The following is a 24,382-nucleotide window of genomic DNA, read 5'->3' as shown; positions in this document are numbered from 1 at the left end:
CTAATTAACCATAGCTCTGATTATATTATCAACAATAAATGGTTTTGAATAGGTGCCCTTAATAGAGCCTTTACTCAAAACAACTATTCTGGTTGATATCGTGAGAAGCTCCTCCAGATCTTCGGAGATCACAAGTGTAGCTGAGTTTCTAGCATTTTCTAAAATCATATTCCTAACGATGACTGCCGTGCTAAGATCAAGCCCGCCAGTTGGATTCATAGCAACTAAAACCCTTGGCCTCTTATATAGCTCCCTAGCAACCATAAGCTTCTGCATATTCCCTCCACTGAGAGTATCTACAGGCATATCTATACCTATACTTTTAATATTCACCATAGATACTATCTCCTTAGATACCCTTCTAACTAGTCCCCAGTTAATTAACACCCCCTTAAACATGGAATTAATAGATAGCAATGAGAAAGCTATATTCTCAGCTATGGAAAGACCCTGTACAAGACCCCAGCCAAGCCTCTCTTCAGGCACAATAGCTAGACCCTTCCTAACCCTATACTCAGGACCCTTAGATGTTACATCCTCTCCATCAAGAATTATAGATCCCTTGGCTGGTTTTCTCAAACCAACTATAGCCTCGAAAAGCTCCAATTGCCCATTGCCAGCAACCCCTGCTACTCCTAGCACCTCACCTCTTCTAACTGTAAAGCTAACGCCTCTAACAGCTAGCTGGCCATAGTAGTCCCTTACCCATAGATCTTTAACCTTAAGCAGAACCTCGCCTAAAGATGCCTCGATCTCTAACTGATGTTGGGAAAATTCTGCAGAGCTATTACTGTCGAACATAAGCTCAACGAGGAGCCTCTTATCAGCTCTATCCTTATCTAGAACCCCTACTACCTTACCTCTTCTCATAACGGCTATCCTATTAGCAGTCTTTAGAGCCTCGTGTATTTTATGTGTTACAAAGATCGCTGATCTACCCTCAGCCACAATGGTTCTCAATATTTCTTGAAAACCTAGAAACTCGTGAGGTGTCATATGGGTTGTAGGTTCATCAAACATTATGAGTTTAGAATCGAGTAATAGTGCTTTAAGTATTTCAACCCTCTGCTTCTCACCTATCGAAAGAGTCCAACACTTACGCGACAGATCTAGTTTGATCCCCAGCCTCTCACTTAAAGCAGAGATCCTCGTGAGAACATCTCTTCTATCAGAAATCCTTCCAGCGGTTCTCAAGGTAAGTACTATGTCCTCGAGAACCGTAAGGCCATCAAAGAGTTTTGGGTTCTGGGGAACCATGTAGATCCCGCGTCTCAGGGCATCTCTATAGCTTGATGGACTATACCTCTCACCATCAATCAGGATCTCACCTTTGAGGGGTTTGATAAGGCCCGCCACAACCTTGATGAAGGTGGTTTTGCCAGCCCCATTCTCACCTAATAGCGCTAGAACCTCGCCTCTATGCACCTCTAGATTCACATCATTGTTCGCTACAACGCCATTGGGGTAGATAACACTTATACCCTTAGCCTCTAAAATATTATCCATGGCCTAGTCCCTATGCTGGTGAGATTATCTTCTCGTAGAACCAATCCATATACCATAGCTCGTTTCTGCCAAGCCTTGAACCAGCCTCTACCTTGATCTTGGGCTCCTCCTGAGGCTTGCCGTCAGCGCTCACCTTATAACCCCTTATTGGTCCTGAAAATGGTTCGAAGATCATTTCCTTCATATCCTCATAGAGCTTCTTGATCTCATTCAACGCTTTAGAGGGTATCACCTCGGTGTTCAGAGGTGCTAGATAGACTGCGCCTTCAGGACTTCCAGCCGTGGACTTACCCACTGATCTCCTCCACCTAAATTGTGTGAAATCTCCTATCCTAGCCCATATATCTTCTTTTATAAACACATTAGCTATTAGCCTAGCTATTAAATATTCATATATAGGGCCCCAATTAGCTATCTGCCCTGTAAGATGGGATTTTAGACTCTTACCCGCCTTTCTATAATATTCATACATATTGCTATAGTGACTGAAGCTATATACCTTAACACCCCTCTCCTGGTAAGACTCAGCTACATCTAACACAGCTGTTGTATCTTCAGTATATGCTATGACATCTACGTTACGCCTTTCAATTAGGTATCTAGCGCTATTAGCCGCGGCATCGGGGCTGAACCATGCTCCTAGAGGAGATGTAACATAGATCTCAAGGCCCTCACCACCTTTACATTTATTCATAAGCTTTGCCCCATAAACAGCTCCTAATGCAAATGCATTTATATGTCTAATCACCTCTGGTATTAAGAATGCTGGTACATAGCCTACCTTACATGTTTCAGTAACAGCTCCTGCCGCGATTCCATTGAGATAATAGAGCTGGTAGAATTCAGCAAAATATGTAGTTACATTTGGGAGATCCTCGAACTCCTCGAACTCACCACTACAGTGATAGAATTTAATATCTTTAAAATCCCTGGCCAGCTCCTTAACCGCATATTTAAAGCCATAGCTAGTGGCGAAGACGGCATCGTACTTTTCCCTTGTCAGCTCAGCCTCTATTACCTTCCTAGCCTCTGCCTCGGAAACCTTCTCTATAAACTTAGTCTCTACTAAGCCATTGAATCTTCTCTCGACATATATTCTACCCTCGTTATGTGCTGCTGTCCAACCTATATCTGTGACTGGGCCCACATAGATCCAGAGTGTTTTTACCTTTCTAGCGGTTTGCTGCGTAGATGTTATTGTGATGAGTCTCTCAATAGTCTGAGGACTGCGTATTGCATAGCCTCCTGCAAGGCCTATTGCGAGGCTTGCGAGGCCTATACCAGCTAGCCTTAGAAAGCTTCTTCTCTCCATAACACGATCCCAATATTTGCATTTTTAATTCAGTTTAAATATTGGTATGTAATCAATATTTAATGGGTATATTGATTTGTACACATCAACACATTATACTTTAGAGATCCTCATTATAGCCTCTATATTTTCTACACTAACCCTTTTCCTCCACTCATCACCTATGATTACGAGGGCTGCGACTCCTTCTAACTTAGCGCCTACTCTATCTATAAATCTCTTCATAACAGCTAATGTTAATCCTGTTTGAACTATGTCATCTACTATAAGAACTCTATCTCCTCTCCTTAAACTATCCTTGGGTACATAGAATATATTTCTAGTTGTAGGTGGCTCTATAATGGATTCCTCATAATACTCTATAGCCGGGTTATCCTTAATTCTTCTAGCTATAACCAATGTAGCCTCGAAGATAATTGAGATAGCTGTTGCAAGAGTTATACCTGATGCCTCGGGCACTAATATTTTATTTATATTTCTACCTCTGAATCTCTCATAAAATTCTATAGCTAGAATTTTTAACATATACGGATCTGATAATATAGGCGACAGATCTAGAAACCCTCTGAGCTCGCCAGCTCTTGAAAAAGCTAGTTTAATTGGGTCTAGAACCCTTCTTAGAGCCTCCAAAATTTCAATAGCATGCTCATAACTAGGTACTGAAAGACCTGCGGAATAGCGGGCCAGAATAGTTTCGTCCATATTGATTTCCTTAGCAAGCTGTCTATACGAAAGAGACAACATTCTCCTGGCAGCTCTTAAAGCCTCAACAGCTAGTATCCTATATTTTAGCTTTTCAACTTTATTAACACCAGCATCTCTAATCATATCACATATACCAATATGCATATGAGCTAATCCCTAATTAATCATTCCTTTGCTCCTACACCCTATACTCTAAATGCCTTGTTATTAATATATTAATATAAGGAATTAAATCTTTCATATATTTTTAGACTCATGGGATTTCACATCTATAGCCCATCCTCAGCTCTTAAAACACTATTCCTGTCAAGCCTTAAGATAGAATAAATAGAAAACCCCATCAACGTGAAAGAAATTATAATATGTTTTATAACATATTTATTGCCTCTTACTTATTATGTCTATGAGTCTGTTTATTATTAGATCTCTCAGGCTATCTATGCTAGCCCTCATCTGCTTCACATCAGCCTCCAAACCTTCAACCCTTTTCTCGAGAGACTCCATTCTCCTCTCAAGCATGTCCATCCTCTTCTCAATAAGATCCATTCTCCTCTCAATAGCCTCCATCCTAGCCACTAGCGTCATTCTAGTAGCCTCCATAAGCAAGAAGCCCACTTCCCAATCACTTAGCTTCTCACCCCTCAAAGCCTTATCAACAATCCTCTTACCATACTCAGCAAGTATAGAGGCTATAACATCCAACCCCACAGTAGTAGCATGCTCAGCCATAGACATCTAAATGTATGTAGTTATCTTGGCTTAAATGTATATGGATCTATATCGATTCGAGATGGGCTTATCTTTCTATCATCTCTGTAATGTTGGTATCCAGAGCTATAGAGGGCTATAGATATATCTTTCTATGTTTCCCTATGGTCACTTTATTTTGAGGCCTTTGAGCTTTGAAAGCCACTCGGGCTCTGATTTTTCGCAGAAGCCCTTGGCGAGCTTGATTGTGTTGATCACGTCGTTGAGATCTATAACCTCTACGGGTGAGTGGATATATCTAGCTGGTATTGATATGACTCCCGATGGTGTTCCTTCCTTGTTTAGCTGTATGGCTGATGCATCTGTGGTGCCTCCTGCTGCTACTTCGACTTGATATGGTATTCCTAGCTCTGTTGCTATTGAGATTAGCTTGTTAATGATCTCCTGGTTTGCTATTAGCCCGGTAGCTCCTCTCCCATCTGCTATCTTTATAGCCGGCCCCTTCCCAAGCTGGGAATACCATTCATGCTCAGGAACGCCTGGATAGTCACTAGCGATCGTGACATCAATTGCTAGAGCAGCGTCTGGCGATATGCTATAAGCAGCTGTCCTCGCCCCTTTCAATCCAACCTCCTCTTGAACAGTTGCTACAGCATATATATCTGCTTGGTTATCCTCCACAAGTTCGAATGTCTTTATAAGCGCTGCTAGGCCAACCCTATCATCTAGGGCCTTGCCGCTCACCCTATCGCTTGATAGCCTTACAAGCTCTCTATCATAGACAGCTACATCGCCAACTCTAATCCCCATCTTCTCGACCTCCGATCTGCTGGAGGCACCAACGTCTATGAAGAGCTCTCTAAGCTCGGGAACCTGCCTAGCCTCCTCGGGCTTAGCTATATGCGGAGGCTTAAGGCCTATAACACCTCTATAGATCCTCCCATCCCTCGTTCTAATCAAAACCCTCTGATAGATCAGAGCCCTCTCAAAAACACCCCCGATAGGGAGGGCTCTGAGAAAACCCTTATCATCTATATGAGAGATGAACAAGCCAATCTCATCCATATGGGCTGCAAGCATGATCCTCCCACCGCCCCTTGAGCCCTTCTTAAAAGCTATCACATTCCCCATAGAATCTATCTGAACACCGTCAGCAACACTCAAAAATAGATCCTTGACATAGCCTCTCAAATCATCCTCAAACCCAGAAGGCGATATATAGCCGGTAATAGCCCTTAGAAGAGAGAAAATCTCCTCCTTATCAAGCCCACCTCTCCCCAAAACAACCACCACATAAAAAGGTTCCAAATAGTATAAGCCTTAGACCGCTGTTTTAGTCTTATCTTGGTTTATAGCTGTTAATATCAACCATGCTTAGTCCTTCCAGGTATTAGATATATATACTATATATTAATCAAATCCCCATAACCCAAGGCTCAGAAACTTTGTGGCTAGCTGCTTAGTTAGAAAGCAGCACTATGATCTCTATGAGCAATGTGGAGAGGGAATAGCTTGACGAAGCTTCTCATATCTCCAAAAGGAGATCAGCTCCCATATGCTATATGGAGAGAGGATAGAGGGTGTGAGGGCGAGCATAGATATAAAACACAATAAAACCCGGCGAGGAACCGATCCCAACAAATGTAGCCATAAGAGTAAGGAGCTATCGATCTTGATATGGAGTAGCCAGTTCTATCTTTATCAGCCAGTAACGCCTATATAGATTATTGTCTCAATGAGGAATACCCGTCCATCTTATAACATTCTATACTCTTCTAATATCACGATGATTCGATCTCCTCCTGTTTCGCGGACAAGCTTTTAGCTATAAGCCCTATATATATTGGAGATGATGAGGTTTCAAAAATAACTAGTGCTATATATAAAGTAATTTGGAGACTAGCCTATGTCTCTAATAATTCCAGAGAAGATTGCTGAAATGCTTAGAAGAGAGGCTGAGAAACACGGCTTAACACCTGAGGAGTATATCCTAGAGCATCTCATTAAAAGCCAGGATCCGGTGCAGAGGGGTAGGGAATATATAGAAGCTTCGATCGATCTAATTAGACAAGCCGAGAAAGAGCTGGAGAGAGGAGATCTGAGACAGGCCTCAGAGAAGATCTGGGGAGCATGTGCCCTCGCAATCAAAGCACATGCCCTTATCAAGAGAAGCCTTAGACTAGAATCCCATAAAGATCTATGGATCTATAAAAACGAAGTTGCAGAAGAACTTGGTGAATGGATTAGAACTGCATTTCTAAAAGCTGACTCCATGCATAAAAACTTCTATGAAGGCCTAGCAACGAGAGAGGATGTGGAAGACGCCTTAAAGGAAATTAAAAAACTAGTAACTGCTATACATAACACTATTAATAGGGTTCAAAGTAAATAGTAGATCGTAGTTATATCTGAGCAATCAATTCCACTTATATTTCAATATAATATCACCCCTACCGAGGATATATTTATCTAATATCTCAGCATATCGGTGCAATATCAAGCCTCGAAGGAAGATTCGAGGAACCTATCTAGATCCCTAGACAAAGCTTCTCAACATCCTTTTTAAGGATCTAATGAGAGCTGAGAAGGATATTCTCCAACTTAAATCTATAGTAGTGCTTTTCAAGGATGGAGGCGTTGAAGACACCACGGCTATCGAGATCCTCTTTACCGAGGGCTTCCTAAAGGAGCTCGAACTAAATCCAACTACGAGGAACGGGGTTTTCAACTGCGAAACCCAGCTAATCTTTCCAAGAGATCTTCTAAATCATCTTCCTCTTTAAGCTTAGCTTTATTTATTAAGCAGATCCTATTTTCATACCTATTTTTCGTGAACAAGCATGCATGATTCTTGTTCAGAGACATCCACGTTCTTGTATCCTATGATATATTTTGTACTCCCTGGCTAATTCTGATCACAATAATCACGTCTTCGTGTATCATAATATGTAGTATTGCCATATATAAAATTTAGTTTAGTATTGGGTACTGTTGATTCACATAGCTCTGTGTATACGCCTCAAGGGTTAATTATATAGTTATGGAGATCAGCGGACACAGACAAATTATACATCTTCTGTACACTTTCTAATAGCACTATGGATGTGAGCAGAACTTGGGATAGCCCAGGATATCATATTGGGGAAAGACTAATTGGCTCGTAAGGCGATATATGATGTGGGTATGGAGATTGTCTAGAGTTATAAGAGTTAGATATGAGAAGGGTGTGTTGAAGCCATTAGACAGGGTTGACCTCGTAGAGGGTAGGGAGTACAAGGTTATAGTGGAGGAGGATGTAGATGAACTGATTAGAAGGTATAGAGGAGCCCTTGGAAAATCATCTGTGCGGGAGTTTAGAGAGCTTGAAGAGGAGGCTCAAGTCCAATGATATGCCTTGACACGAATGTAATCTATAATTTTCTTTTTGAAACCGAGCTAACCAGTATAGCAGAAAAAGTGATTCGAGATGCTATAGTGGAAGGAATAGCTATCCCAATGATAGTGTACAATGAACTCCTCTATATCGTAGGAGCTAAGATTGCTAAAATTAAATTCAGTATTAAGGGAAAATACTCTTTCCGGAGACATATAGCGGAACATGGATTCCCTGAGGAAGCAATAGAAAAAGTCAACGACTTCATAAGAGACTTCAAAGCAAAGATACTAGTAGATCATCAGGATCCAGAGGAATTAGTAGATACAATAAAGCTCTACAAGTTAGCACCAAACGATGCGCAAATAGTTCTAACCTGCAAACACAAAAACATAGGCGTGCTAGCATCGTTTGACGAAGACTTTAAGAGGGTGCCTTGGCTCAAGGTTATACCCTAACTATCGAGAGAAATTATCGCCATCGAAACTGAAAAGCGGATTTTACACTTATTTGCTGTTCTAACATATATTTACCTCTTTACTATATTAGCTAACATTAATGGTTAAATCGTATCCAACCCCCTCAGAGCTATTATATATCTATTTATATCTATACTGTATATCTTGAGATCTCTCTTCTCTACAAAATCCTCATGATCTTCAGAGCTAACTATTTACATCAAGTTCTATTGGAACAATGCTGGAGCCGAGACTAAGAGCTTTTAAGACCCAATGTATCAAAAGCTCTCTTACGAATATTTTTTACTTACTCTCAGATTTTCTGTAGATCCCTCTTCTTTTTGTTTCAAAAAATTTTCCTAACACTATGAACCACACTTATACGAGCTTGACTACTCTAGTTAGCTTTAATAGAGATCGGACTTTCCTTCTAGCCAATACTTAGAGCCCCACGCGAGATGACTAATGAAAGCCCGCCCATTAGGGTAATAACGGCAAAGACGTATAGTCCTCTAGCCTCTAATACTAAACATTTGTCTAATGGATTTCAGCCCTGGCTGAAGAGGGCTCAGAAGTCTTTAAATCCTTCCCTGATTTTTATAGGCTTTAAAAGTTATTTCCTATGGCTATGCTGAGGGTTGTTGGAAGCTATTTCGATGATCTCTCAAGGATCCTCATCCTAGAGGGTGGATCTGTAAGGCTATATATCATAGATCACTATGAGATCCTGTCTAGCCAGCCTGGGAGGGAGCTTTGCTCAGAGGTTCTCGAAGTGGGTGAGGCTATGCTCTGCTACCTAGAGCTAGGAGGATCATGTAGAGCCCTCATCCTAATAGTTAACGAAAGAGCCGAGATCATAAGCCTTAGACTGCTAACAACAATAGAAAGCGATCCGGCAGGTGGATCCCCCAAGGCAGCGAGAGAGCACTGCATCAAAATGCTTCAAAATACTATACAATAATCACCTTAACATCGTAACTCAGCTACTCTCCTAGGGGAATCGACATATACCACCTACGAATGGAAATATCATTCTCGATATAATCTCTGCCGTGTTATTAGCCATTATACTCTCACCCTAAAATGCTGCTTCAGACAGCAATGCTCTAAAAGAGCTTAGTGTGTTTAGAGGCTAGATTGGGATTTGCTTCTCAGCACTATAATTTTATGGTGTGAAAAGGTTAAAGATAGCTAGGATCTATGTTTTTCTTCCACAGTCTCTCTATAGCGCTTCTCAGCTACCTCGGACCCTCTTAGAGTTTCTATTACATAGCCCTTTAATCTACTCTTCTTTGCCCTTTTCCCTACATATTTCTTAAGCCTCATAGCTACCTCTTATAACCTGTCTGCTAGTTCCAGCGTTATATGGTTATCAAGCTGCTGTTCTGTAGATAGCAGATTATATATCGAGATTCCATATAACCTTATCGCCGTCTAATAATCCTCTGAGGATTGAGTTTATCTTTAAGGCGAACTATGTAGAAATATATTAATTATCTATAGATCCTCTCTCAAGCTACTATTCATCACTATAAAATTATAGTGAAAGCCTTTCAAGGTTTAAAATGTTTTTCAAACATTTTACCATAGCATCGAGGGATCTATCTTTGAAAGGGCCCTTTTTATCAATATAGCATTAAATATAATTAAGCTATATGGCCGATTTAAAAGGGGGTCTCTGCATCACCATAGATCTATAGTGATGGCTTTCAATATAGCAACATTACCCTTTTAAATTAAGCTAAACCTAGCAATGGCTTTATATGAAACCATATCTAGATAGAGAGGTGGTACTATAGCACCATAGGTGGTCAATGTAAGGTTCTCTTTCAAATGCATTTGTTTGAAAGGGGCCCTTTCAAAGCCATATATTTAATAAGATTAGGAGATATAGAGGTGCTTAGAAGACTTATTTAATGAGGAGTCATCTCAGCCGGGGTTTTTCCGCTCATCCCTCGCTGGATAGAGCGTTCAGCACCATATCTTTAATATAGTGGGGGGCTATTAACTTGATGTGTGGGTTTTATGATAACTATCTCCTTCGGTTAAAGGCTTGCCTTCTAGAGCTGGGAGTAGCAGGAATCTTTAGAGATATGCGGTTATCTTTATACCCCTTTGCTTTCTATATTAATGTGGGCTTTGCCGAGGGGATATAGAAGTCTCTATATAAGGGTTAGTAGGGAGACTGCTGATCTGATAGATTCTCTTAGGGGCGATCTTACTAGGGATGAGTATATATATAGGGTTTTGAAGAAGCTTAAGGAGTACTGTGGCAACGCGGTAATACCTTGTATCGAGAGGGTTTTCTCTGAGAAGTCTGGGTGTAGGGAGGAGGGTTAATACTCTGCTACCATGGGAGTGTATATTCGTGGATCCTTCCTGTGAGGGCCATCCTAGCCTCTGCTGGTGTTAGAACTGGTTTGTGGAAGTCATCGAGATCGTCGGTTGGTATTCTGGGGCATGCTAGGATTACATAGGCGTCTATCGATGGGCTGTCTATGTTCAGAAGAACCTCTCTATTGATCACATATCCTATATACTCTATAGCCCTTCCACCCCTCCTCTCGATCAGCTCCCTAAGATATCTCCTATACCAAGCCCTGTTCTGCCCCTTCACACCATCTATCAAAACCCATGTCCTAGCATCCATAGCTCTGTATACCATGTAGAGCCTCTTCCTCAGAACCTTCTCAACCTCTGGAGTCATATCAACAGCCTTACCCTCATAGGGATCTATCTTTACAAGAGGCTTCCCAGGGATTGCGAGGCCGAGGCCTAGGGCGTGGAAGACGCCTCCTGAGATTATTACATAGCCATCAACATCCCCCTTTATCGAGTATGGCTTTGAATAGTCACACCCAACTATAGAGGGGCCTCCCCCGTGGATCACGACCTCGAATCTCTTGGACAGGATCTCAGAGACCTTCGGAACCTGCCTAGCATGCTGGATAGTCGAGAATATAGCTACCCTTTTAACACCCCTGCTAGATAGGATCTCCGCAGCCCTCTCAACAAGATCATCAGGGATCTCCAGGGTGCTATATGCTGGGATAAAGATAGTCCTATGCCTAGGCCTGTAAAAGGGGTACTCAACATGCCCAATATGAACCAAGAGATCGTAGCCACCCTCCAAAGCCTCAACATCATCCAAAACACACGCCCCCCAAGAAGGGGATGCTGAAAAGGCTATCTCGACACCACCGAGATCCCTGCTAAGCCTCTCAAGAATATATGGTGCTAGATGCTTAAGACCATCAGGCATCTGAACCAATATCCTCCTAGCACCCAGCCTCCTAGCCTCCTCAACCACCCTCTCAAGCTCCAGATCATAGCCTATATCAACCATGAAACAACTTCTCCAAAAGATTCTCCGCTTCAGACCTTATCAGCACATATTGTTGAGAAAGATGTGGGAAGCACTATAGAGTAGATCTATGGTTTCCCATGCTTCTCAGCCAACTCCTAGAGTTTCGGCTCCATAGATACCTAGCCTCTGGTTTAGGCCAACTATCTATAGGGATCTATGATGGGTTGCCAAGGAAGATCGATCTTTATGGTCAAAGGAATTCCTCATATTCAGGGGATGTTAATATAGTCAGCGCTTCTTAAATCATACTTCTATATGTATCTATCTTTTTAAAATCCTCTATAGCTTATCCCTAGTATTGGATCAAACTATATAGATCTATTCTTGGAGTAGGTTTCTCCACTCACCAACCCTGTAGATCAATATATCGTCTGGTGAGTACTGGATCTTAACCCTCTCCCCAAGGCTTCTTCTAGGGTTAACAGCTATGGATATTCTTGCTCCCCCACCTAGATCCACTATAGCCTGTCTCGAGTGGCCTAGATACATTGTAAACACCACCTTCCCATATAATATATATGGCTGGTTCTCTGCATCATCAACCACCTCTAGATCCTCGGGTCTTATCACTGCTACGGCCTCTTCCTCCCTGCCTAGATCCTCCATTGGTGTTCCAATTAATATCTGACCACCCACTGAGATCCTCGCGTATCTCCCATCCATCCCTATGTATTTGCCTGTTATTGCTGATGTTCTGCCTAGGAATAGTGCTACGAATAGGTTTCTAGGCCTTCTATAGATCTCCTCTGGGGTTCCGATCTGGAGTATCTTACCAGCATTCATAACAGCGATTCTATCTGCTAGGCTCATAGCCTCCTCCTGATCATGGGTCACATAGATCATTGTTATCCCAGCCTCCCTCTGGATCCTCTTAAGCTCAGACCTCATCCTAATCCTGAGCTTAGCATCTAGATTACTTAGAGGCTCGTCCAAGAGGAGAACCCTTGGCTCCACCGCAAGAGCCCTTGCAAGGGCAACCCTCTGCTGCTGCCCCCCAGAAAGCTGGTGGGGATACCTATTCTCCAGCCCAGCCAACCCCACAAGCTCTAGAACCTCCCTAACCCTCCTCTCTATATCAGCCCTTGAAAGCCCAAGCCTTCTCCTCCTAATCTTAAGACCATACGCCACATTATCAAACACAGTCATATGAGGCCAGAGAGCATAGTTCTGGAAAACCATCACCGCACCCCTCTCATACGGCTTCTCATATGTGACATCCCTCCCACCAATATAGATCCTCCCAGAATCAGGGGTCTCAAGCCCCGCAATCACCCTAAGAGTAGTTGTCTTCCCACAACCAGAAGGGCCTATAATAGCGAAGATAGATCCCCTGGCAACCTCGAAGCTAACATCATCCATAGCCTTAACACTTCTATATGCCTTGCTAACCCTCTCCAAAACAACCTCTTCCAAATAGCTCCCAACTATATAGAAATTTAAGAAAGTTATATGCTCCAGCTGTTAAGATATCTTAGAAATCTATCCCGAAAGCCCTGATTCTATTATAATCGGTCAACGGCTGTAAATCCAAATAAAAAGTTAATGAGCAATTATAAAGAGAAGTAGTTAGCAGATTTTATTTATAGTGTAGATCTGATCATACTATTATTAATTAACTAATTAATTGGTTAATCAACAATAGTTACAGATAAATGTCCTTATAGAGAGTTTATTAACTTTTTAATACAAAATATAGCTGGGGATACAGGGTGCTCCTTAGTAATGCGGTATACAGGTTTAGGGGTATTGCCAAGAATATTATGATTATATCTATTGTTGTTGTTATTGTTATTGCTGCTGTTGGTGGGTATCTATATTATCTCTCAACACAGAGACCTGTACAAGTTGGGGAAATCAAGATCGGACTTCTATTCCCACTAACAGGTTCAATGGCCCCCCTAGGAATAGATCAGATGACGGGTGCTAGAATAGCTATAGATCTGATAAATGAGCGTGGAGGCATACTAGGAAAATACAAAATAAACTATGTTATAGCTGACTCAAAAAGTGATCCAAAGGTAGCTGCCTCCGAAGCTGAAAGGCTAGCAACATTGGAGAGGGTTCAGATTATCATAGGATCATATGCCAGCCCACTAGCCCTGGCCGCCACAGAAGTTACAGAGAAATATAAGGTCATATATTGGGAGGTAGGTGCTGTAACAGATTCTATAACTCTGAGAAACTTTACATATATCCTTAGGAACCAGGAGATAGGGGGTGATCTTGGGATAGTATCTGCGCTCTTCTTGCGAGATGTAGTGGCTCCAAAGCTTGGGAAACCTCCTTCACAGATAAAGGTAGCGATAATACATGAGGATGGGCCTTATGGAACTAGTGTTGCTACATCTAATGAGAAGATGGTTAGAAAATTCGGCTTTAACGTTGTTCTTAGGGAAGCATATTCTGCGTCTTCAACGGATCTCTCTCCATTAATATTAAAGCTCAAAGCAGCAGAACCAGATGTCATACTTGCAACTGGATACTATACAGATGCTGTTCTGTTTTTCAGACAGGCAAAGGAGCTAGGGCTTAAGTTTAAGGTTTTTATAGGACACGGAGGCGGACACAGTTTACCCGCTACTTATCAAGCAGTTGGAAAAGATATGGACTACGTATTTACTGTTGATACTCCGCCTCCTCCCCCCGGCTTTAATATTAATGCTATTAGAGAAGATCTCAGACCTCTTGTCGAAGAGTTTGTGAAGAGGTTTGAGAAAGAAAGGGGTTATAAGCCTCTCACCCATGCATATATGGGATTTGCCAATACAATACCGCTATTAACGGAAATATTACCCAGAGTTATTGAAAAGTACGGAAAAGTTGATCCTGATAGCATATTGAAGGTTGCTTGGGAAATCGATATTCCAGATGGTGGTACACCAATGGGCTATGGGCTTAAATTCTCTACACCGAGTAACCCCAGCGATACCGTCCTGGGTATGATTGGAAGGGCTGAGTCTCCTGAAAAACATATTGGTCAGAATATAAGGGCTAGACCCGTTGTTATGCAGTGGATAAATGGAAGCCTCTATGTGGTGTATCCTAAGGAGTGGGCTGTAATGGATCCTATTATACCATTGCCTCCTAGCAGCCCGTATTATAAGCCTTAAAATTTTTATTATCATACTATTTTTATTTATATATATTTGGTTTTTTCTTTAGCTCATCTATAAAATCAGCTATAGCTCCTCTAATATCGAACTTAGGTTTCCAATTAAAATCCTCTCTAAAATATCTATCATCCACAGCTTTAGGCCACAAGGTTGCAGGTCCCTCGGGAGGAACAATGTTTATTTGAGCATTAGGTATATATTCCTTCACTATTTTAGCTACATCTCTTACACTTAGGTTGTAGCCTCCAACAAGGTAGAATCTCCTCTTCGGATCCTTTGATCTTGAGAGGGTTATTAGTGCATCAACAAAATCTTTAACATATATCCAGTTACCCTCTAGATCTGGAACTGTAACTGGCTCGCCAAATGCAGGTTTCTGAATTATAAGGCTTGAGAACGCGGTACTACCTTTACTCCTTCCCGGGCCGAAGATCCACGTGCCCCTAAGCCCTCTCACATCAAGCCCGTATTTTTCAGCATAGTAACGACCCCAGAGCTCGCCAAAAAGCTTAGAAATTCCATAAGGCTCTACTGGGTTCCTCGGGGTATCATCATTAACTATAGATGGTCCGGAAAATATTGCTAGGGAGCTTATAAATATTATCATACGCACATCATGTAGCCTCCCCAGCTCATAGAGATTCATGGTACCTTCTATATTCACTCTAAATGCTGCTACTGGATCCTTATTCGCCTCATCACTTAACAAGGCTGCGGTATGATATATATAATCGGGTGAGTATTTCTTAATAACAGAGGCAACTATATCCCATCTCGAGATATCACCAATCACATAAGCTATTTTATCCTCTATATCTGCGAGTAGTTTAGATCTGCTCCTACTTAATATCACTATATCCTCACCTTCATCTAGGATTCTCCTAGCTAGATGGGAAGCAATAAAACCTCCTCCAGTTATGAGGACAACCATGGGGTTCACCTATTAACTAATAAGATCATGGATATTAAATAAGTTGTAATGACTTAACCGCTCAGCTATATTTCTTGGAGATCGCGTATAGGCTGTGGCTAAAGCTAGGATCCGTTATTGTGGCTATATCAACTACCACAGGCTCCTTTACCATGTAGGCCTCTCTCAACGTAGCTTCTAACTCACTTTCCCTCTCAATACGATAACCCCTTATCCCATAGCTCTCAGCAATTCTAGCATAGTCTGTTAATAGGAATGTTGAGGATAGAATTTTACCCCCCTGTAGATACTCCTGCTCCAGCTTTATCCATCCAAGCGCGCTATCATTTAGAACAATAACCATAATGGGATAACCAGTTCTTTTTAGAGTCTCGAGCTCTGATACATAGTATCCAAATCCTCCATCACCGCTTACAACTATAACCCTCCCCTTAATAGCTCCAGAAGCATATACTCCTATCCCAGCTGGCAAACTATATCCTAGCCCTGCGAAACCTCTCGGGGCTATATATACCCTACCGCTTCTCTTCACAATATAATACTTAGCGGTCCAACCTGAGGAGCTTGATGCATCAGATACTAATATATCTTCGCTATCTGTGATTTTATTGAGTACAGCTATTACTCTCTTAGGATTTACACCTCTTCTAATATCATTTAATATATAGTCCTTGCTAATCATTTCTAGATATTGACTTTTTAGTTTAGAAACCAGCTTAACCCATTCCTCACTTACCTGCCAACCTGCTAACATATCATTTAGTTTTTTAAGGGTTTCCTTAGCATCCCCAACAAGCCCTACTACTACTGGAAAGTTTCTCCCAATCTCTTCAGGGTCTATATCTATGTGGATTATTTTCTTACCTTCTAGAAGTTTCCAATTATATGTAGCATATTGTGGGAGCTTAGATCCAACTACAATCACTAGATCGCTCTCATTAATGGCTTCAGCAGCAGGCTCCCAGCCTCCGAGATCACCTATAACACCTAGTGAAAGAGGGTGTGTCTCTTCAACAGAACCTTTACCAGATATGGTAGTTACTACAGGTATTCTATATACATCCCTTAAGATCCTCACCTCATCCCAAGCCCTAGCTATATGTACCCCTCCTCCACATAAGAGTACTGGTTTTCTAGAATTCTTAATCTCATTAGCGGCTCTCCTGAGATCCTCGTCTGTTGGTATGAACCTCGTAACAGGGATCTCACTCTTCTGATCCTTAATAACAAGATCTTCGTATGAGCCCCAGAATATATCAACTGGGATATCTATTAAGACAGGGCCTGGTCTACCACTTATAGCTACCTTGATAGCATTTCTAACTACATCTTCAACATTATAAGGAGAGGTCACTAGATATTGCGCCTTCGTTATTGGCTTGAAGATCGCTAGCTGATCTGTTTGCTGCGCTACATTAGATCTACCATATTTATGTGAGTAGACATATTTTAGATCAACATCCCCCACAATAGCCACTAAGGCTGTAGATGACGAATAAGATTCAGCTATGGCTGGAACTAGCCTGAGAGCTCCAGGACCAGCGGTTGCATCTACAACACCTAAACCTGTGATCTTTGAATATCCATCTGCGGCAAAGCCCGCATTTGTTTCTTCATGAAATAATACATGTTGTAATGAGTAATCATGAATGGCCTCATAAAGAGGAAGATTATGGTGACCTGGAACCCCAAAGAAGTTCTTAACACCGTGCTTCTCTAAAATCTTGACAATTACATGGCCAACCTTCACATATATCCCCACGTAGAAAGTCTATCTCAAAACGTTATAATTGTTTCGCTTAGAAAGCTAACCTATGTATGCCTTTCTTATATATTCATTATTAATTAGCTCTCTCGAATCACCTTGAAGAACAACTGTACCCTTTTCTATCAAATAAGCTCTCTGAGAGAATTTGAGGGCTTTTTCAACAAACTGCTCAGTAACAAGGATACTTAGCTTCTCATTTTCATAAAGATGTTCAAGAGTGGTATATATCGTATTTATGATCTTTGGTGCTAGTCCTAGCGAGAGCTCGTCTATGATGAGTAATCTCGGCCTGAGCATGAGGGCTCTGGCTATTGCCAACATTCTCTGCTCGCCCCCACTTAGGGTTCCGCCAAGCTGATCCCTTCTCTCCTTGAGTATTGGAAATAATGTATATATAAGATCTAGTGTATCATTTTTCTTCTTCTCAGCCTCTTTAGTAGTTATCGCTGCTATAAGATTCTCATATACAGTTAAGCGAGGTATTATCATTCCACCCTCTGGCACATAACCTATTCCTAAGCGTGCTATTTTATATGTATCCATCCCTGTGATATCTTGTCCATTATAAAATATACTTCCGGAGCTGGGCTTTATGATACCCATTATGGCTTTTATAAGGGTTGTTTTGCCAGCACCATTAGGCCCTATTAGTGCTACTTTCTCATGCTCGCCCACACTGAGGCTAACCCCCCATAGAACCTTGATCCTGCCATATTGGGCTTCTACACCCCTTACATCAAGTAGGGGCATATGTCTCACCTAGGTAGGCTTTAACCACCCTAGGATCTCTGATGATCTCCTCTGGACTACCTTCAGCTATCTTCTCCCCATGATCTAGAACTACTATCCTGGAACATAGCTTAGTGATTGTTCTTATAACATGCTCAACAACAATCATAGTTATACCCTCCTCATTAAGCCTCTTCAATATCTCAATAATCTCATCAGCCTCATAAGGCTTCAGCCCAGCCATTACCTCATCTAGCAAGAGAAGCCTAGGCTTCAGTGCTAAAGCCCTGGCAAGCTCGAGTCTCTTTCTTTCTAACACATTTAGATCTTTTGCAAGGCTATATATCCTCTCCCTAAGCCCCAGCTTAGTTAGGATATCCCTAGCCTCTGCCTCAGCCTCATCTAAATCACCTGTTGTAACATAAGAAGCTATTTTTACATTATCAAGAACAGATAGGCCCTCAAATGCTTTAGTTGTCTGAAAAGTTCTCGCAATACCCTTCCTTTTATATGGAGGCATCTTTGTTATATCTATCTCTTCAAAATAAACCTTCCCAGAATCTGGATAGTACATACCAGAAATTATATTTATAAGGGTTGTTTTGCCAGCACCATTAGGCCCTATAAGCCCTAGGACCTCGCCTCTATATATATCTATATTTACATCTTTTAGCGCAACTATTCCTCCAAATCTTTTACTTATGTTGATAAGCCTTAATATGTATTTGCTACTCATCTATATCACCCATAACATTATCTTACTATTTCTTTTTTAACCTTAGTTCTTTCATATATTATTTTATATAGCTTATCATAGATCCCTCGTGGCATTAGTTTAAGAATCAATATAAGGAGCATCCCATATATAATAAGATAGGCCCCATAATACCCACCCCCAAGGGTTATTCTTAAGATCTCCGATGTCGGAACCAGGATCAATGCTCCAATAGATGGTCCCCAAATGCTGTACATTCCACCGAATATAGCCATAACCGCAATGTCGATCGACAGCTCAAGACCAAATACTGTGTTAGGATCTATATACCTATAGTACTGAAGATAGAAGGCTCCACCGAGGCTTGTGAAGAAGCTACTCAGTAAGAGGGCTATTAACTTGTATCGAGGAACATCTATACCTATGCTCGCCGCTACCTCCTCATTCTCCCTAATTGCCACTAACTTTGTAAAGAAACCTCTTAATATATACATAGTCAGGATAGTAATTATCCATAGGGAGAGGATAAAGTAGTAATAAGGCCATCTTTCTGGAAATTGAAAATAGAGGGGGCTATAGCCTATAACTGGATATGAGACTCCTAGGGAGCCGCCTGTTATTTCTCTAAATGCTATAAATAGCTCCCTCAGGATCTCTGCAAAGGCTAACGTTGCTAGCACAAAATATACACCCCTCAAACCAAATCTAAAGGCAACAACACCTATTGCCGCTGCCGCAGCCACAGATACAGCTGATGCCATGAACATACCTACTAGGGGTGTTATGTTGAACCATTTTAAAAAGAAATATGTAAAATATGCTCCTAATCCGAAGAATGCTGCATGTCCAAGAGATACCTGGCCAGCATATCCTCCTAGCATGTTCCATGCTGTGGCTAGGTATGCAAATAAAAGTATTAATATCGTTACATGATGTATATATGGATTCAGAGGCATCCATGGGATAATCATCAGAATAGAAGCTATAGCTAGCATTAACCTCACAGGCTTATATGTATTGCTCATAGCATCACACCCTAGCCCTCCCACCTAACAGGCCTGTTGGTCTTATCGCAAGAGTTGCTATGAAAATTACGAATATAAATGCTCTCGCAAGCTCTACATTATAGAAGGTTGCTATTAGAGACTCAAACAGCCCTACGATGAAGCCTGCTATCAATGCCCCAGTCATACTGCCAAGTCCACCAAGAACCATTATGACCCATGCCATTAAACCGAATGGCAGCCCTACTGTTGGATATATATAATAAATTGGGGTGATTAAGAGACCAGCAAGCCCAGCCAATACTGTTCCTATTATGAACACAATAGCCCTAATAGCTTTTGAGTTTATACCGAGAGCCTGAGAGGTAATGGGATCCTGTGCCACTGCCCTTATCCATATGCCCAGCTTGGTTCTCATAAGTATTATATAAAGTAATAAGGTTGATGCCACTGCCCCAAAAAATGCCATTAGCTTGTAATGTGGGATCGATACTCCTCCGATGTTATAAGAAAATGACTCAACACGGATTGACCTGAAATCCGCGCCCCATAGTAGTAGAAATATGTTTTGGAGGATTATCGAAAGTGCAAACGTTATTAGTAACTGGTTTAGCTCGGGATCCTTAAGTATTGGTTCTATTAAAAATCTTACTATGATATATCCAAAGATAGTCATTATCAGGAGAACAATTACTCCGGTGAGGGCTAGGTTGAGGCTATAAAGTGTTGTGAGCCAGAATGTTAGATACATAGATAGTGCTATGAATTCCCCGTGGGCGAAGTTTATGATCTTGAGGACCCCATAGATCAGATTTATACCTACAGCTATTACGGCATAGATCCCTCCTTGGAGTATTCCATTAACTATAGCCTGTTCAATCACCGACATTTGAGACACCCAAGCCTAGCTTCATCATAGTAGTAAACCGCCATCCACTATTATTACCTGACCAGTTATATAGTCAGCATCTTCCGACGCTAAGAACACCACTACACCGGCTACATCTTCCGGCCTCCCGAATCTCCCAAGAGGAATTCTTTTTAAAAGCTCCTCTCTTATTCTCTCTGGCCATTGCTGGGTCATCGGGGTATCTATAATTCCCGGCGCTACAGCATTAACAGTAATCCTATATTTAGCAAGCCTCCTAGCTAGTGCCTTTGTCAGAGCTATTATCCCAGCCTTAGATATAGAATAGTCGATCCCAGCATAATATCCTCCAGATATACCTGCAGTGGATGCCATATTAATTATCCTCCCTCCACCCTGCCTAATCATATGTGGAACAACCTGTTGGGATAAGAGAATAGCTGACTTGAGATTAACACTCATAACCTTTTCAAAGAGCTCATCACTCAGATCCTCTAGATTTGCTGAGGAAAATATACCAGCATTATTCACCAAAACATCCACTTTACCGAAGAAGCTAAGGATCTTCTCAACAGCTATCTTCACCTCCATCGGAGAAGATACATCAGCCTTAATGGGTAAGACATGGGGAGATATAGATTTAACCTCATCAGAGGTCTTTAATAGCTCATCACCGAGTATATCTATAAGCGCTAGAGAAGCACCTTCCCTAGCAAGTCTTAATGCAATTGCTCTTCCAATACCCCTGGCAGCACCTGTAACGATACATACTTTCCCACTTAATCTCAAGATCCTCGCCAATAATGTATATATAAAAATTCTTATATCTTATGATAATATAATTAAATCGCTATTAGCTTTGATTCCATTAATCTCTTCTAGCATATTAGGTAGGTCTTTCTAGAAACATATAAAGATCATGGGCTAGATCATTTTGCATAAGGACTAGATGGCGGAAGAGGTATTATGGGTTCTCTAACAGCATATTCTCTAGGATATACAACATAGGTAACGCCATCGATCCATTGTAGTACTACCGGCTTAGCCCTTATATTCTGTCCTATATGTTTCTGGGGTTGATCAGCTCTCCAAATTTGGCCAAGCACCGTATCGCTAGGATTAGCTGGTGATGCGAACTTCAACCCATAACCCATTGGCGTTCCACCATCGGGGATATCGATCTCATAAATTACCTTTAAGATACTTTCAGCATCAACTTTCCCAAATCTCTCTATAACACGGGGCAGAATATCTGTTAATAGTGGTAGAACATTGGCGAAGCCGAGGTTTGCATGAACACCCGGCTTATAGCCTCTTTCTTTTTCAAACCTTTTCACAAATTCCTCCATGAGAGGACGTAGATCAGCCCTAACAGCGCTTGCATTAAATCTAGGCAGGGGAGGAGGCGCATCTGTAACAAATATATAGTCCATATCTTTTCCAACAGCTTCATATGTGGCTGGAAGGCTATGGCCTGCTGCATGTCCTATTAAAACCTTAAACTTAAGCCCCAGCTCCTTTGCCTGTCTAAAGAACAAAACAGTATCTGTATAGTATCCGGCAGCCGCTATTACCTCGGGATTCGCTCCCTTAAGCTTTAATATAAGTGGGGAAAGATCTGTGGTTGATGCGGAATATGCTTCCTTAAGAACTATGTTAAAGCCAAAGGCTCTCAGCATCTTCTCAAGACCAGCTGCTACACTTGTCCCATAGGGGCCATCTTCATAGATTATTGCTACGCTAACATCTCTGGGGGTTTTACCAAGCTTAGGAGCTACAACATCTTTCAAGAACATTGCAGTTACTATCGCATAATCGGCTGCTATCGGCATATTTCTGAGTATATTAGAGAAATTCCTAAGTGTAAGTGAATCTGTGATAGCACTTATTTCTAAATACACAACATCCTTAGGATATCTTGCAGCAACCTCTGTTGCAGCTAAAGCTAAGGGGCTAGCATATGTACCAATTATTATAGGAACTTTCTCAATAGTTATAAGCCTTTCAGCTTCGGAGGCAGCTACCTTTGGATCACTTTTGCAGTCGGCTATAACATAGTTTATTTTGTATTTTCCTAGTATGCCTCCACGCTCATTTATCAGATCTATAGCTATTCTAGCACCCGTCAATTCATCAATCCCTAGGGGGGCCATTGAACCTGTTAGTGGGAATAGAAGTCCGATCTTGATTTCCCCAACTTGTACAGGTCTCTGTGTTGAGAGATAATATAGATACCCACCAACAGCAGCAATAACAATAACAACAACAATAGATATAATCATGATATTCCTAGTAATGCCTTTTAACATAAAATCCCCACCCTCTCATATTTAAAGTCACAAAGCTTATAAGTATTACTTAAGCTCATTTATTAAGATATCAGTTTATTCAATAGTTACTACTATAATTCTTTTAAAATCCCAAATCACTTATAAATAGACATCTTCTTCATCCATTTGTAGATTTGTTGACTAAAGGGCTTTATCTGGGATGGATTAAGCGGCATTCACGATCTTTTCTGCTTACGTAGGCTCTCCTCTTCAAGATCTTTAAAGCCTATATACCCTATCTTAGGTCCATAAAGGGCATACCATATAGCATCTCTGATAGGCTCTATAATCATCCTATCTCTCTCAACATATATTTTCACCCTAGAACCCTCCCTAATACCTAGTCTCTCAGCCGCAGGCTTGGGAATGGCTAGAAGTCTCTTCCTACTAACCTTAGCCTCAAAAACCATCGTATCACTCATAATTTATACCCATAATCTATACCACTGATAAAAGGCTAAGACAGATTAATAAGCTTAATCATTTATGGAACTAAACCGATTCACTAAATTAATCTCAAAAAGAAAACTTAACATAGCTCTCTCCTTGAATCTTCCCTATATTAGAATAATTAACGCTCAAGAATAAGAAGATGTAAAGTCGAAAACAAGCATATATATAGCTCAATAAGAGCCTTTATACAGAGAAGCTGTTAGGAGGTAATTAAGATATGAAAAGAATAAAGCTTAGGTTCATAGACAAGCTGGAAATTGAATTTATGAATAGAGATCAGGCTCTGAAGAGGGTTGTGGAGTGGGCTGAGAAGGGCATGATCAATGTCCAAGTAGTATATGGCCCGGAGGGCTGTGGGAAAACGGCTTGGCTTAAGCAGAGTGCTGAATTGTTAAGGGAGCTGGGTTTCGATGTAATCTATGTAAACCCTGTTGAGAGGGAATTCTACGCCGAGATCGGTGTTAAGGATGTTAAGAATAGATTGCTCGAAATAGTTAAAGGAGCTACTGAGGATACTTGGGGAAGGGTTGCATGGGCTGTTATAGATGCTGCCAAAGAGCTGATAAAAGCTGGGAGGAAAAAGCTAGCCATCCTAGCCGATGATGTATTCCAAGCCATTGGGCTGGATAGAGCCTCTATCTATGTTAAGGGGTTACTCGGTCTTATCGAGTATCCTCCAAGTAGTTATGATGTGATCGTTGCTGTGGTTGCTACTAGCGAGGGGGTTTCTAGGAATGAGATTGGTAGGCATAGATGGGCTGATATCCTTCCTATATGGAATATGTCTAGGGAGGGTTTTAAACATCTATATGATCAGCTGCCTGGAGTGAAGCCTCTCTTCGATGATATATGGAGGATCACTGGGGGTAATCCTAAGTTGTTGGCAGAGCTCTATAGAGTGGGTTGGGATGTGGAGAGGGTGTTGAAGGGTGTGATTAATGAGAAGAAGATAGATGTTTTCATCGCCTCACTCGATGCTAGTGGGAGGGATTTGTTGAAGCGGGCTGTAGAAGATCCTGATGTTCTTCTAAGCAGGGAGGGG

At 41.4% G+C, this 24,382-nt stretch carries 25 protein-coding genes; 8 read left to right on the top strand and 17 right to left on the bottom strand.

The features are described from left to right. The 5 genes from QXE01_00125 to QXE01_00105 form a co-directional block, all read right to left on the bottom strand. Complete coding sequence (locus tag QXE01_00125) at positions 1–1,506, bottom strand: ABC transporter ATP-binding protein (GenBank protein ID MEM4969638.1); 1,506 nt, start codon at positions 1,504–1,506, stop codon at positions 1–3. Positions 1,507–1,516: 10 nt separating this feature from the next. Beyond that, the gene (locus QXE01_00120) at positions 1,517–2,818 is read right to left on the bottom strand and encodes a BMP family ABC transporter substrate-binding protein (GenBank protein MEM4969637.1); all 1,302 of its coding nucleotides are present in this window, start codon (positions 2,816–2,818) and stop codon (positions 1,517–1,519) included. A gap of 93 nt (positions 2,819–2,911) precedes the next feature. Continuing rightward, the gene (locus tag QXE01_00115) at positions 2,912–3,667 is read right to left on the bottom strand and encodes a phosphoribosyltransferase family protein (protein MEM4969636.1); all 756 of its coding nucleotides are present in this window, start codon (positions 3,665–3,667) and stop codon (positions 2,912–2,914) included. 234 nt (positions 3,668–3,901) lie between these two features. After that, positions 3,902–4,252: a hypothetical protein gene (locus QXE01_00110; GenBank protein ID MEM4969635.1), complete on the bottom strand. Its 351-nt coding sequence runs from the start codon at positions 4,250–4,252 to the stop codon at positions 3,902–3,904. A gap of 147 nt (positions 4,253–4,399) precedes the next feature. Then, the gene (locus QXE01_00105) at positions 4,400–5,512 is read right to left on the bottom strand and encodes a M42 family metallopeptidase (GenBank protein MEM4969634.1); all 1,113 of its coding nucleotides are present in this window, start codon (positions 5,510–5,512) and stop codon (positions 4,400–4,402) included. Positions 5,513–6,137: 625 nt separating this feature from the next. Between QXE01_00105 and QXE01_00100 the strand changes: the two genes are divergently transcribed. The 5 genes from QXE01_00100 to QXE01_00080 all read left to right on the top strand — a co-directional run bounded on the left by QXE01_00100 (position 6,138) and on the right by QXE01_00080 (position 9,023). Continuing rightward, entirely contained in the window at positions 6,138–6,623 is a 486-nt protein-coding gene (locus QXE01_00100; protein MEM4969633.1) for a PaREP1 family protein, read from the top strand. A 181-nt stretch (positions 6,624–6,804) separates the two neighbouring features. After that, a complete protein-coding gene (locus QXE01_00095) occupies positions 6,805–7,014 on the top strand; it encodes a hypothetical protein (protein MEM4969632.1) in 210 nt (69 codons plus the stop codon). A 407-nt stretch (positions 7,015–7,421) separates the two neighbouring features. Then, positions 7,422–7,619 carry an antitoxin family protein gene (locus QXE01_00090; GenBank protein ID MEM4969631.1) on the top strand — a complete coding sequence of 66 codons (198 nt, stop codon included), beginning with the start codon at positions 7,422–7,424 and terminating at the stop codon, positions 7,617–7,619. Then, positions 7,616–8,062, top strand: a complete 447-nt coding sequence (locus QXE01_00085; GenBank protein MEM4969630.1) for a PIN domain-containing protein — start codon at positions 7,616–7,618, stop codon at positions 8,060–8,062. The genes QXE01_00090 and QXE01_00085 overlap by 4 nt, the downstream gene beginning before the upstream one ends. Positions 8,063–8,684: 622 nt before the next feature. Further along, the gene (locus tag QXE01_00080) at positions 8,685–9,023 is read left to right on the top strand and encodes a hypothetical protein (protein MEM4969629.1); all 339 of its coding nucleotides are present in this window, start codon (positions 8,685–8,687) and stop codon (positions 9,021–9,023) included. A 230-nt stretch (positions 9,024–9,253) separates the two neighbouring features. Here QXE01_00080 and QXE01_00075 read toward each other — a convergent pair whose 3' ends face one another. After that, a complete protein-coding gene (locus QXE01_00075; GenBank protein MEM4969628.1) occupies positions 9,254–9,388 on the bottom strand; it encodes a hypothetical protein in 135 nt (44 codons plus the stop codon). A gap of 813 nt (positions 9,389–10,201) precedes the next feature. On the opposite strand from QXE01_00075, the gene QXE01_00070 reads away from it, so the two are divergent. Beyond that, the gene (locus QXE01_00070) at positions 10,202–10,402 is read left to right on the top strand and encodes a hypothetical protein (protein ID MEM4969627.1); all 201 of its coding nucleotides are present in this window, start codon (positions 10,202–10,204) and stop codon (positions 10,400–10,402) included. A gap of 7 nt (positions 10,403–10,409) precedes the next feature. Here the strand turns inward: QXE01_00070 and dph2 are convergent, their stop codons facing one another. Together dph2 and QXE01_00060 are read right to left on the bottom strand one after the other, a co-directional pair. Next, a complete protein-coding gene (gene dph2 / locus QXE01_00065; protein ID MEM4969626.1) occupies positions 10,410–11,408 on the bottom strand; it encodes a diphthamide biosynthesis enzyme Dph2 in 999 nt (332 codons plus the stop codon). A gap of 339 nt (positions 11,409–11,747) precedes the next feature. Continuing rightward, positions 11,748–12,842 carry an ABC transporter ATP-binding protein gene (locus QXE01_00060; GenBank protein MEM4969625.1) on the bottom strand — a complete coding sequence of 365 codons (1,095 nt, stop codon included), beginning with the start codon at positions 12,840–12,842 and terminating at the stop codon, positions 11,748–11,750. Between the two features lie 296 nt (positions 12,843–13,138). On the opposite strand from QXE01_00060, the gene QXE01_00055 reads away from it, so the two are divergent. Further along, positions 13,139–14,539, top strand: coding sequence for an ABC transporter substrate-binding protein (locus tag QXE01_00055; GenBank protein ID MEM4969624.1), 1,401 nt, complete (start codon positions 13,139–13,141; stop codon positions 14,537–14,539). 22 nt (positions 14,540–14,561) lie between these two features. On the opposite strand, the gene QXE01_00050 is transcribed toward QXE01_00055, so the two are convergent. The 9 genes from QXE01_00050 to QXE01_00010 all read right to left on the bottom strand — a co-directional run bounded on the left by QXE01_00050 (position 14,562) and on the right by QXE01_00010 (position 23,309). Beyond that, on the bottom strand, positions 14,562–15,473 hold the full coding sequence (locus QXE01_00050) for an NAD(P)-dependent oxidoreductase (GenBank protein MEM4969623.1): 912 nt from the start codon (positions 15,471–15,473) through the stop codon (positions 14,562–14,564). A gap of 61 nt (positions 15,474–15,534) precedes the next feature. Beyond that, the gene (locus tag QXE01_00045) at positions 15,535–17,223 is read right to left on the bottom strand and encodes a thiamine pyrophosphate-binding protein (GenBank protein ID MEM4969622.1); all 1,689 of its coding nucleotides are present in this window, start codon (positions 17,221–17,223) and stop codon (positions 15,535–15,537) included. 57 nt (positions 17,224–17,280) lie between these two features. Then, on the bottom strand, positions 17,281–17,991 hold the full coding sequence (locus QXE01_00040; protein MEM4969621.1) for an ABC transporter ATP-binding protein: 711 nt from the start codon (positions 17,989–17,991) through the stop codon (positions 17,281–17,283). Further along, entirely contained in the window at positions 17,978–18,706 is a 729-nt protein-coding gene (locus QXE01_00035; GenBank protein ID MEM4969620.1) for an ABC transporter ATP-binding protein, read from the bottom strand. The genes QXE01_00040 and QXE01_00035 overlap by 14 nt, the downstream gene beginning before the upstream one ends. A 17-nt stretch (positions 18,707–18,723) precedes the next feature. Beyond that, the gene (locus QXE01_00030) at positions 18,724–19,710 is read right to left on the bottom strand and encodes a branched-chain amino acid ABC transporter permease (protein ID MEM4969619.1); all 987 of its coding nucleotides are present in this window, start codon (positions 19,708–19,710) and stop codon (positions 18,724–18,726) included. A gap of 4 nt (positions 19,711–19,714) precedes the next feature. Further along, a complete protein-coding gene (locus QXE01_00025) occupies positions 19,715–20,578 on the bottom strand; it encodes a branched-chain amino acid ABC transporter permease (GenBank protein ID MEM4969618.1) in 864 nt (287 codons plus the stop codon). A gap of 24 nt (positions 20,579–20,602) precedes the next feature. Further along, positions 20,603–21,346, bottom strand: coding sequence for an SDR family NAD(P)-dependent oxidoreductase (locus QXE01_00020; GenBank protein MEM4969617.1), 744 nt, complete (start codon positions 21,344–21,346; stop codon positions 20,603–20,605). A 140-nt stretch (positions 21,347–21,486) separates the two neighbouring features. Continuing rightward, positions 21,487–22,866: an ABC transporter substrate-binding protein gene (locus tag QXE01_00015; protein MEM4969616.1), complete on the bottom strand. Its 1,380-nt coding sequence runs from the start codon at positions 22,864–22,866 to the stop codon at positions 21,487–21,489. A 197-nt stretch (positions 22,867–23,063) separates the two neighbouring features. Then, complete coding sequence (locus tag QXE01_00010; protein MEM4969615.1) at positions 23,064–23,309, bottom strand: AbrB/MazE/SpoVT family DNA-binding domain-containing protein; 246 nt, start codon at positions 23,307–23,309, stop codon at positions 23,064–23,066. A 248-nt stretch (positions 23,310–23,557) separates the two neighbouring features. Between QXE01_00010 and QXE01_00005 the strand changes: the two genes are divergently transcribed. After that, positions 23,558–24,382 (top strand): ATP-binding protein (locus tag QXE01_00005; GenBank protein ID MEM4969614.1); only part of this gene is annotated, 825 nt, incomplete at its 3' end.

Source organism: Sulfolobales archaeon (assembly GCA_038897115.1).
GTDB lineage: Archaea > Thermoproteota > Thermoprotei_A > Sulfolobales > AG1 > AG1.
The sequence above is the reverse complement of the archived record's forward strand: the minus strand, read 5'-3'. Positions and strand labels throughout refer to the sequence as shown.

What these genes read in the sequence shown, in the direction of transcription:
- QXE01_00125 (MEM4969638.1), bottom strand. Translation starts at nt 1,506, where the DNA reads ATGGATAATATTTTAGAGGCTAAGGGTATAAGTGTTATCTACCCCAAT.
- QXE01_00120 (MEM4969637.1), bottom strand. Translation starts at nt 2,818, where the DNA reads ATGGAGAGAAGAAGCTTTCTAAGGCTAGCTGGTATAGGCCTCGCAAGC.
- QXE01_00115 (MEM4969636.1), bottom strand. Translation starts at nt 3,667, where the DNA reads ATGCATATTGGTATATGTGATATGATTAGAGATGCTGGTGTTAATAAA.
- QXE01_00110 (MEM4969635.1), bottom strand. Translation starts at nt 4,252, where the DNA reads ATGGCTGAGCATGCTACTACTGTGGGGTTGGATGTTATAGCCTCTATA.
- QXE01_00100 (MEM4969633.1), top strand. Translation starts at nt 6,138, where the DNA reads ATGTCTCTAATAATTCCAGAGAAGATTGCTGAAATGCTTAGAAGAGAG.
- QXE01_00095 (MEM4969632.1), top strand. Translation starts at nt 6,805, where the DNA reads ATGAGAGCTGAGAAGGATATTCTCCAACTTAAATCTATAGTAGTGCTT.
- QXE01_00085 (MEM4969630.1), top strand. Translation starts at nt 7,616, where the DNA reads ATGATATGCCTTGACACGAATGTAATCTATAATTTTCTTTTTGAAACC.
- QXE01_00080 (MEM4969629.1), top strand. Translation starts at nt 8,685, where the DNA reads ATGGCTATGCTGAGGGTTGTTGGAAGCTATTTCGATGATCTCTCAAGG.
- QXE01_00075 (MEM4969628.1), bottom strand. Translation starts at nt 9,388, where the DNA reads ATGAGGCTTAAGAAATATGTAGGGAAAAGGGCAAAGAAGAGTAGATTA.
- dph2 (MEM4969626.1), bottom strand. Translation starts at nt 11,408, where the DNA reads ATGGTTGATATAGGCTATGATCTGGAGCTTGAGAGGGTGGTTGAGGAG.
- QXE01_00050 (MEM4969623.1), bottom strand. Translation starts at nt 15,473, where the DNA reads ATGGTTGTCCTCATAACTGGAGGAGGTTTTATTGCTTCCCATCTAGCT.
- QXE01_00040 (MEM4969621.1), bottom strand. Translation starts at nt 17,991, where the DNA reads ATGCCCCTACTTGATGTAAGGGGTGTAGAAGCCCAATATGGCAGGATC.
- QXE01_00035 (MEM4969620.1), bottom strand. Translation starts at nt 18,706, where the DNA reads ATGAGTAGCAAATACATATTAAGGCTTATCAACATAAGTAAAAGATTT.
- QXE01_00030 (MEM4969619.1), bottom strand. Translation starts at nt 19,710, where the DNA reads ATGAGCAATACATATAAGCCTGTGAGGTTAATGCTAGCTATAGCTTCT.
- QXE01_00025 (MEM4969618.1), bottom strand. Translation starts at nt 20,578, where the DNA reads ATGTCGGTGATTGAACAGGCTATAGTTAATGGAATACTCCAAGGAGGG.
- QXE01_00015 (MEM4969616.1), bottom strand. Translation starts at nt 22,866, where the DNA reads ATGTTAAAAGGCATTACTAGGAATATCATGATTATATCTATTGTTGTT.
- QXE01_00010 (MEM4969615.1), bottom strand. Translation starts at nt 23,309, where the DNA reads ATGAGTGATACGATGGTTTTTGAGGCTAAGGTTAGTAGGAAGAGACTT.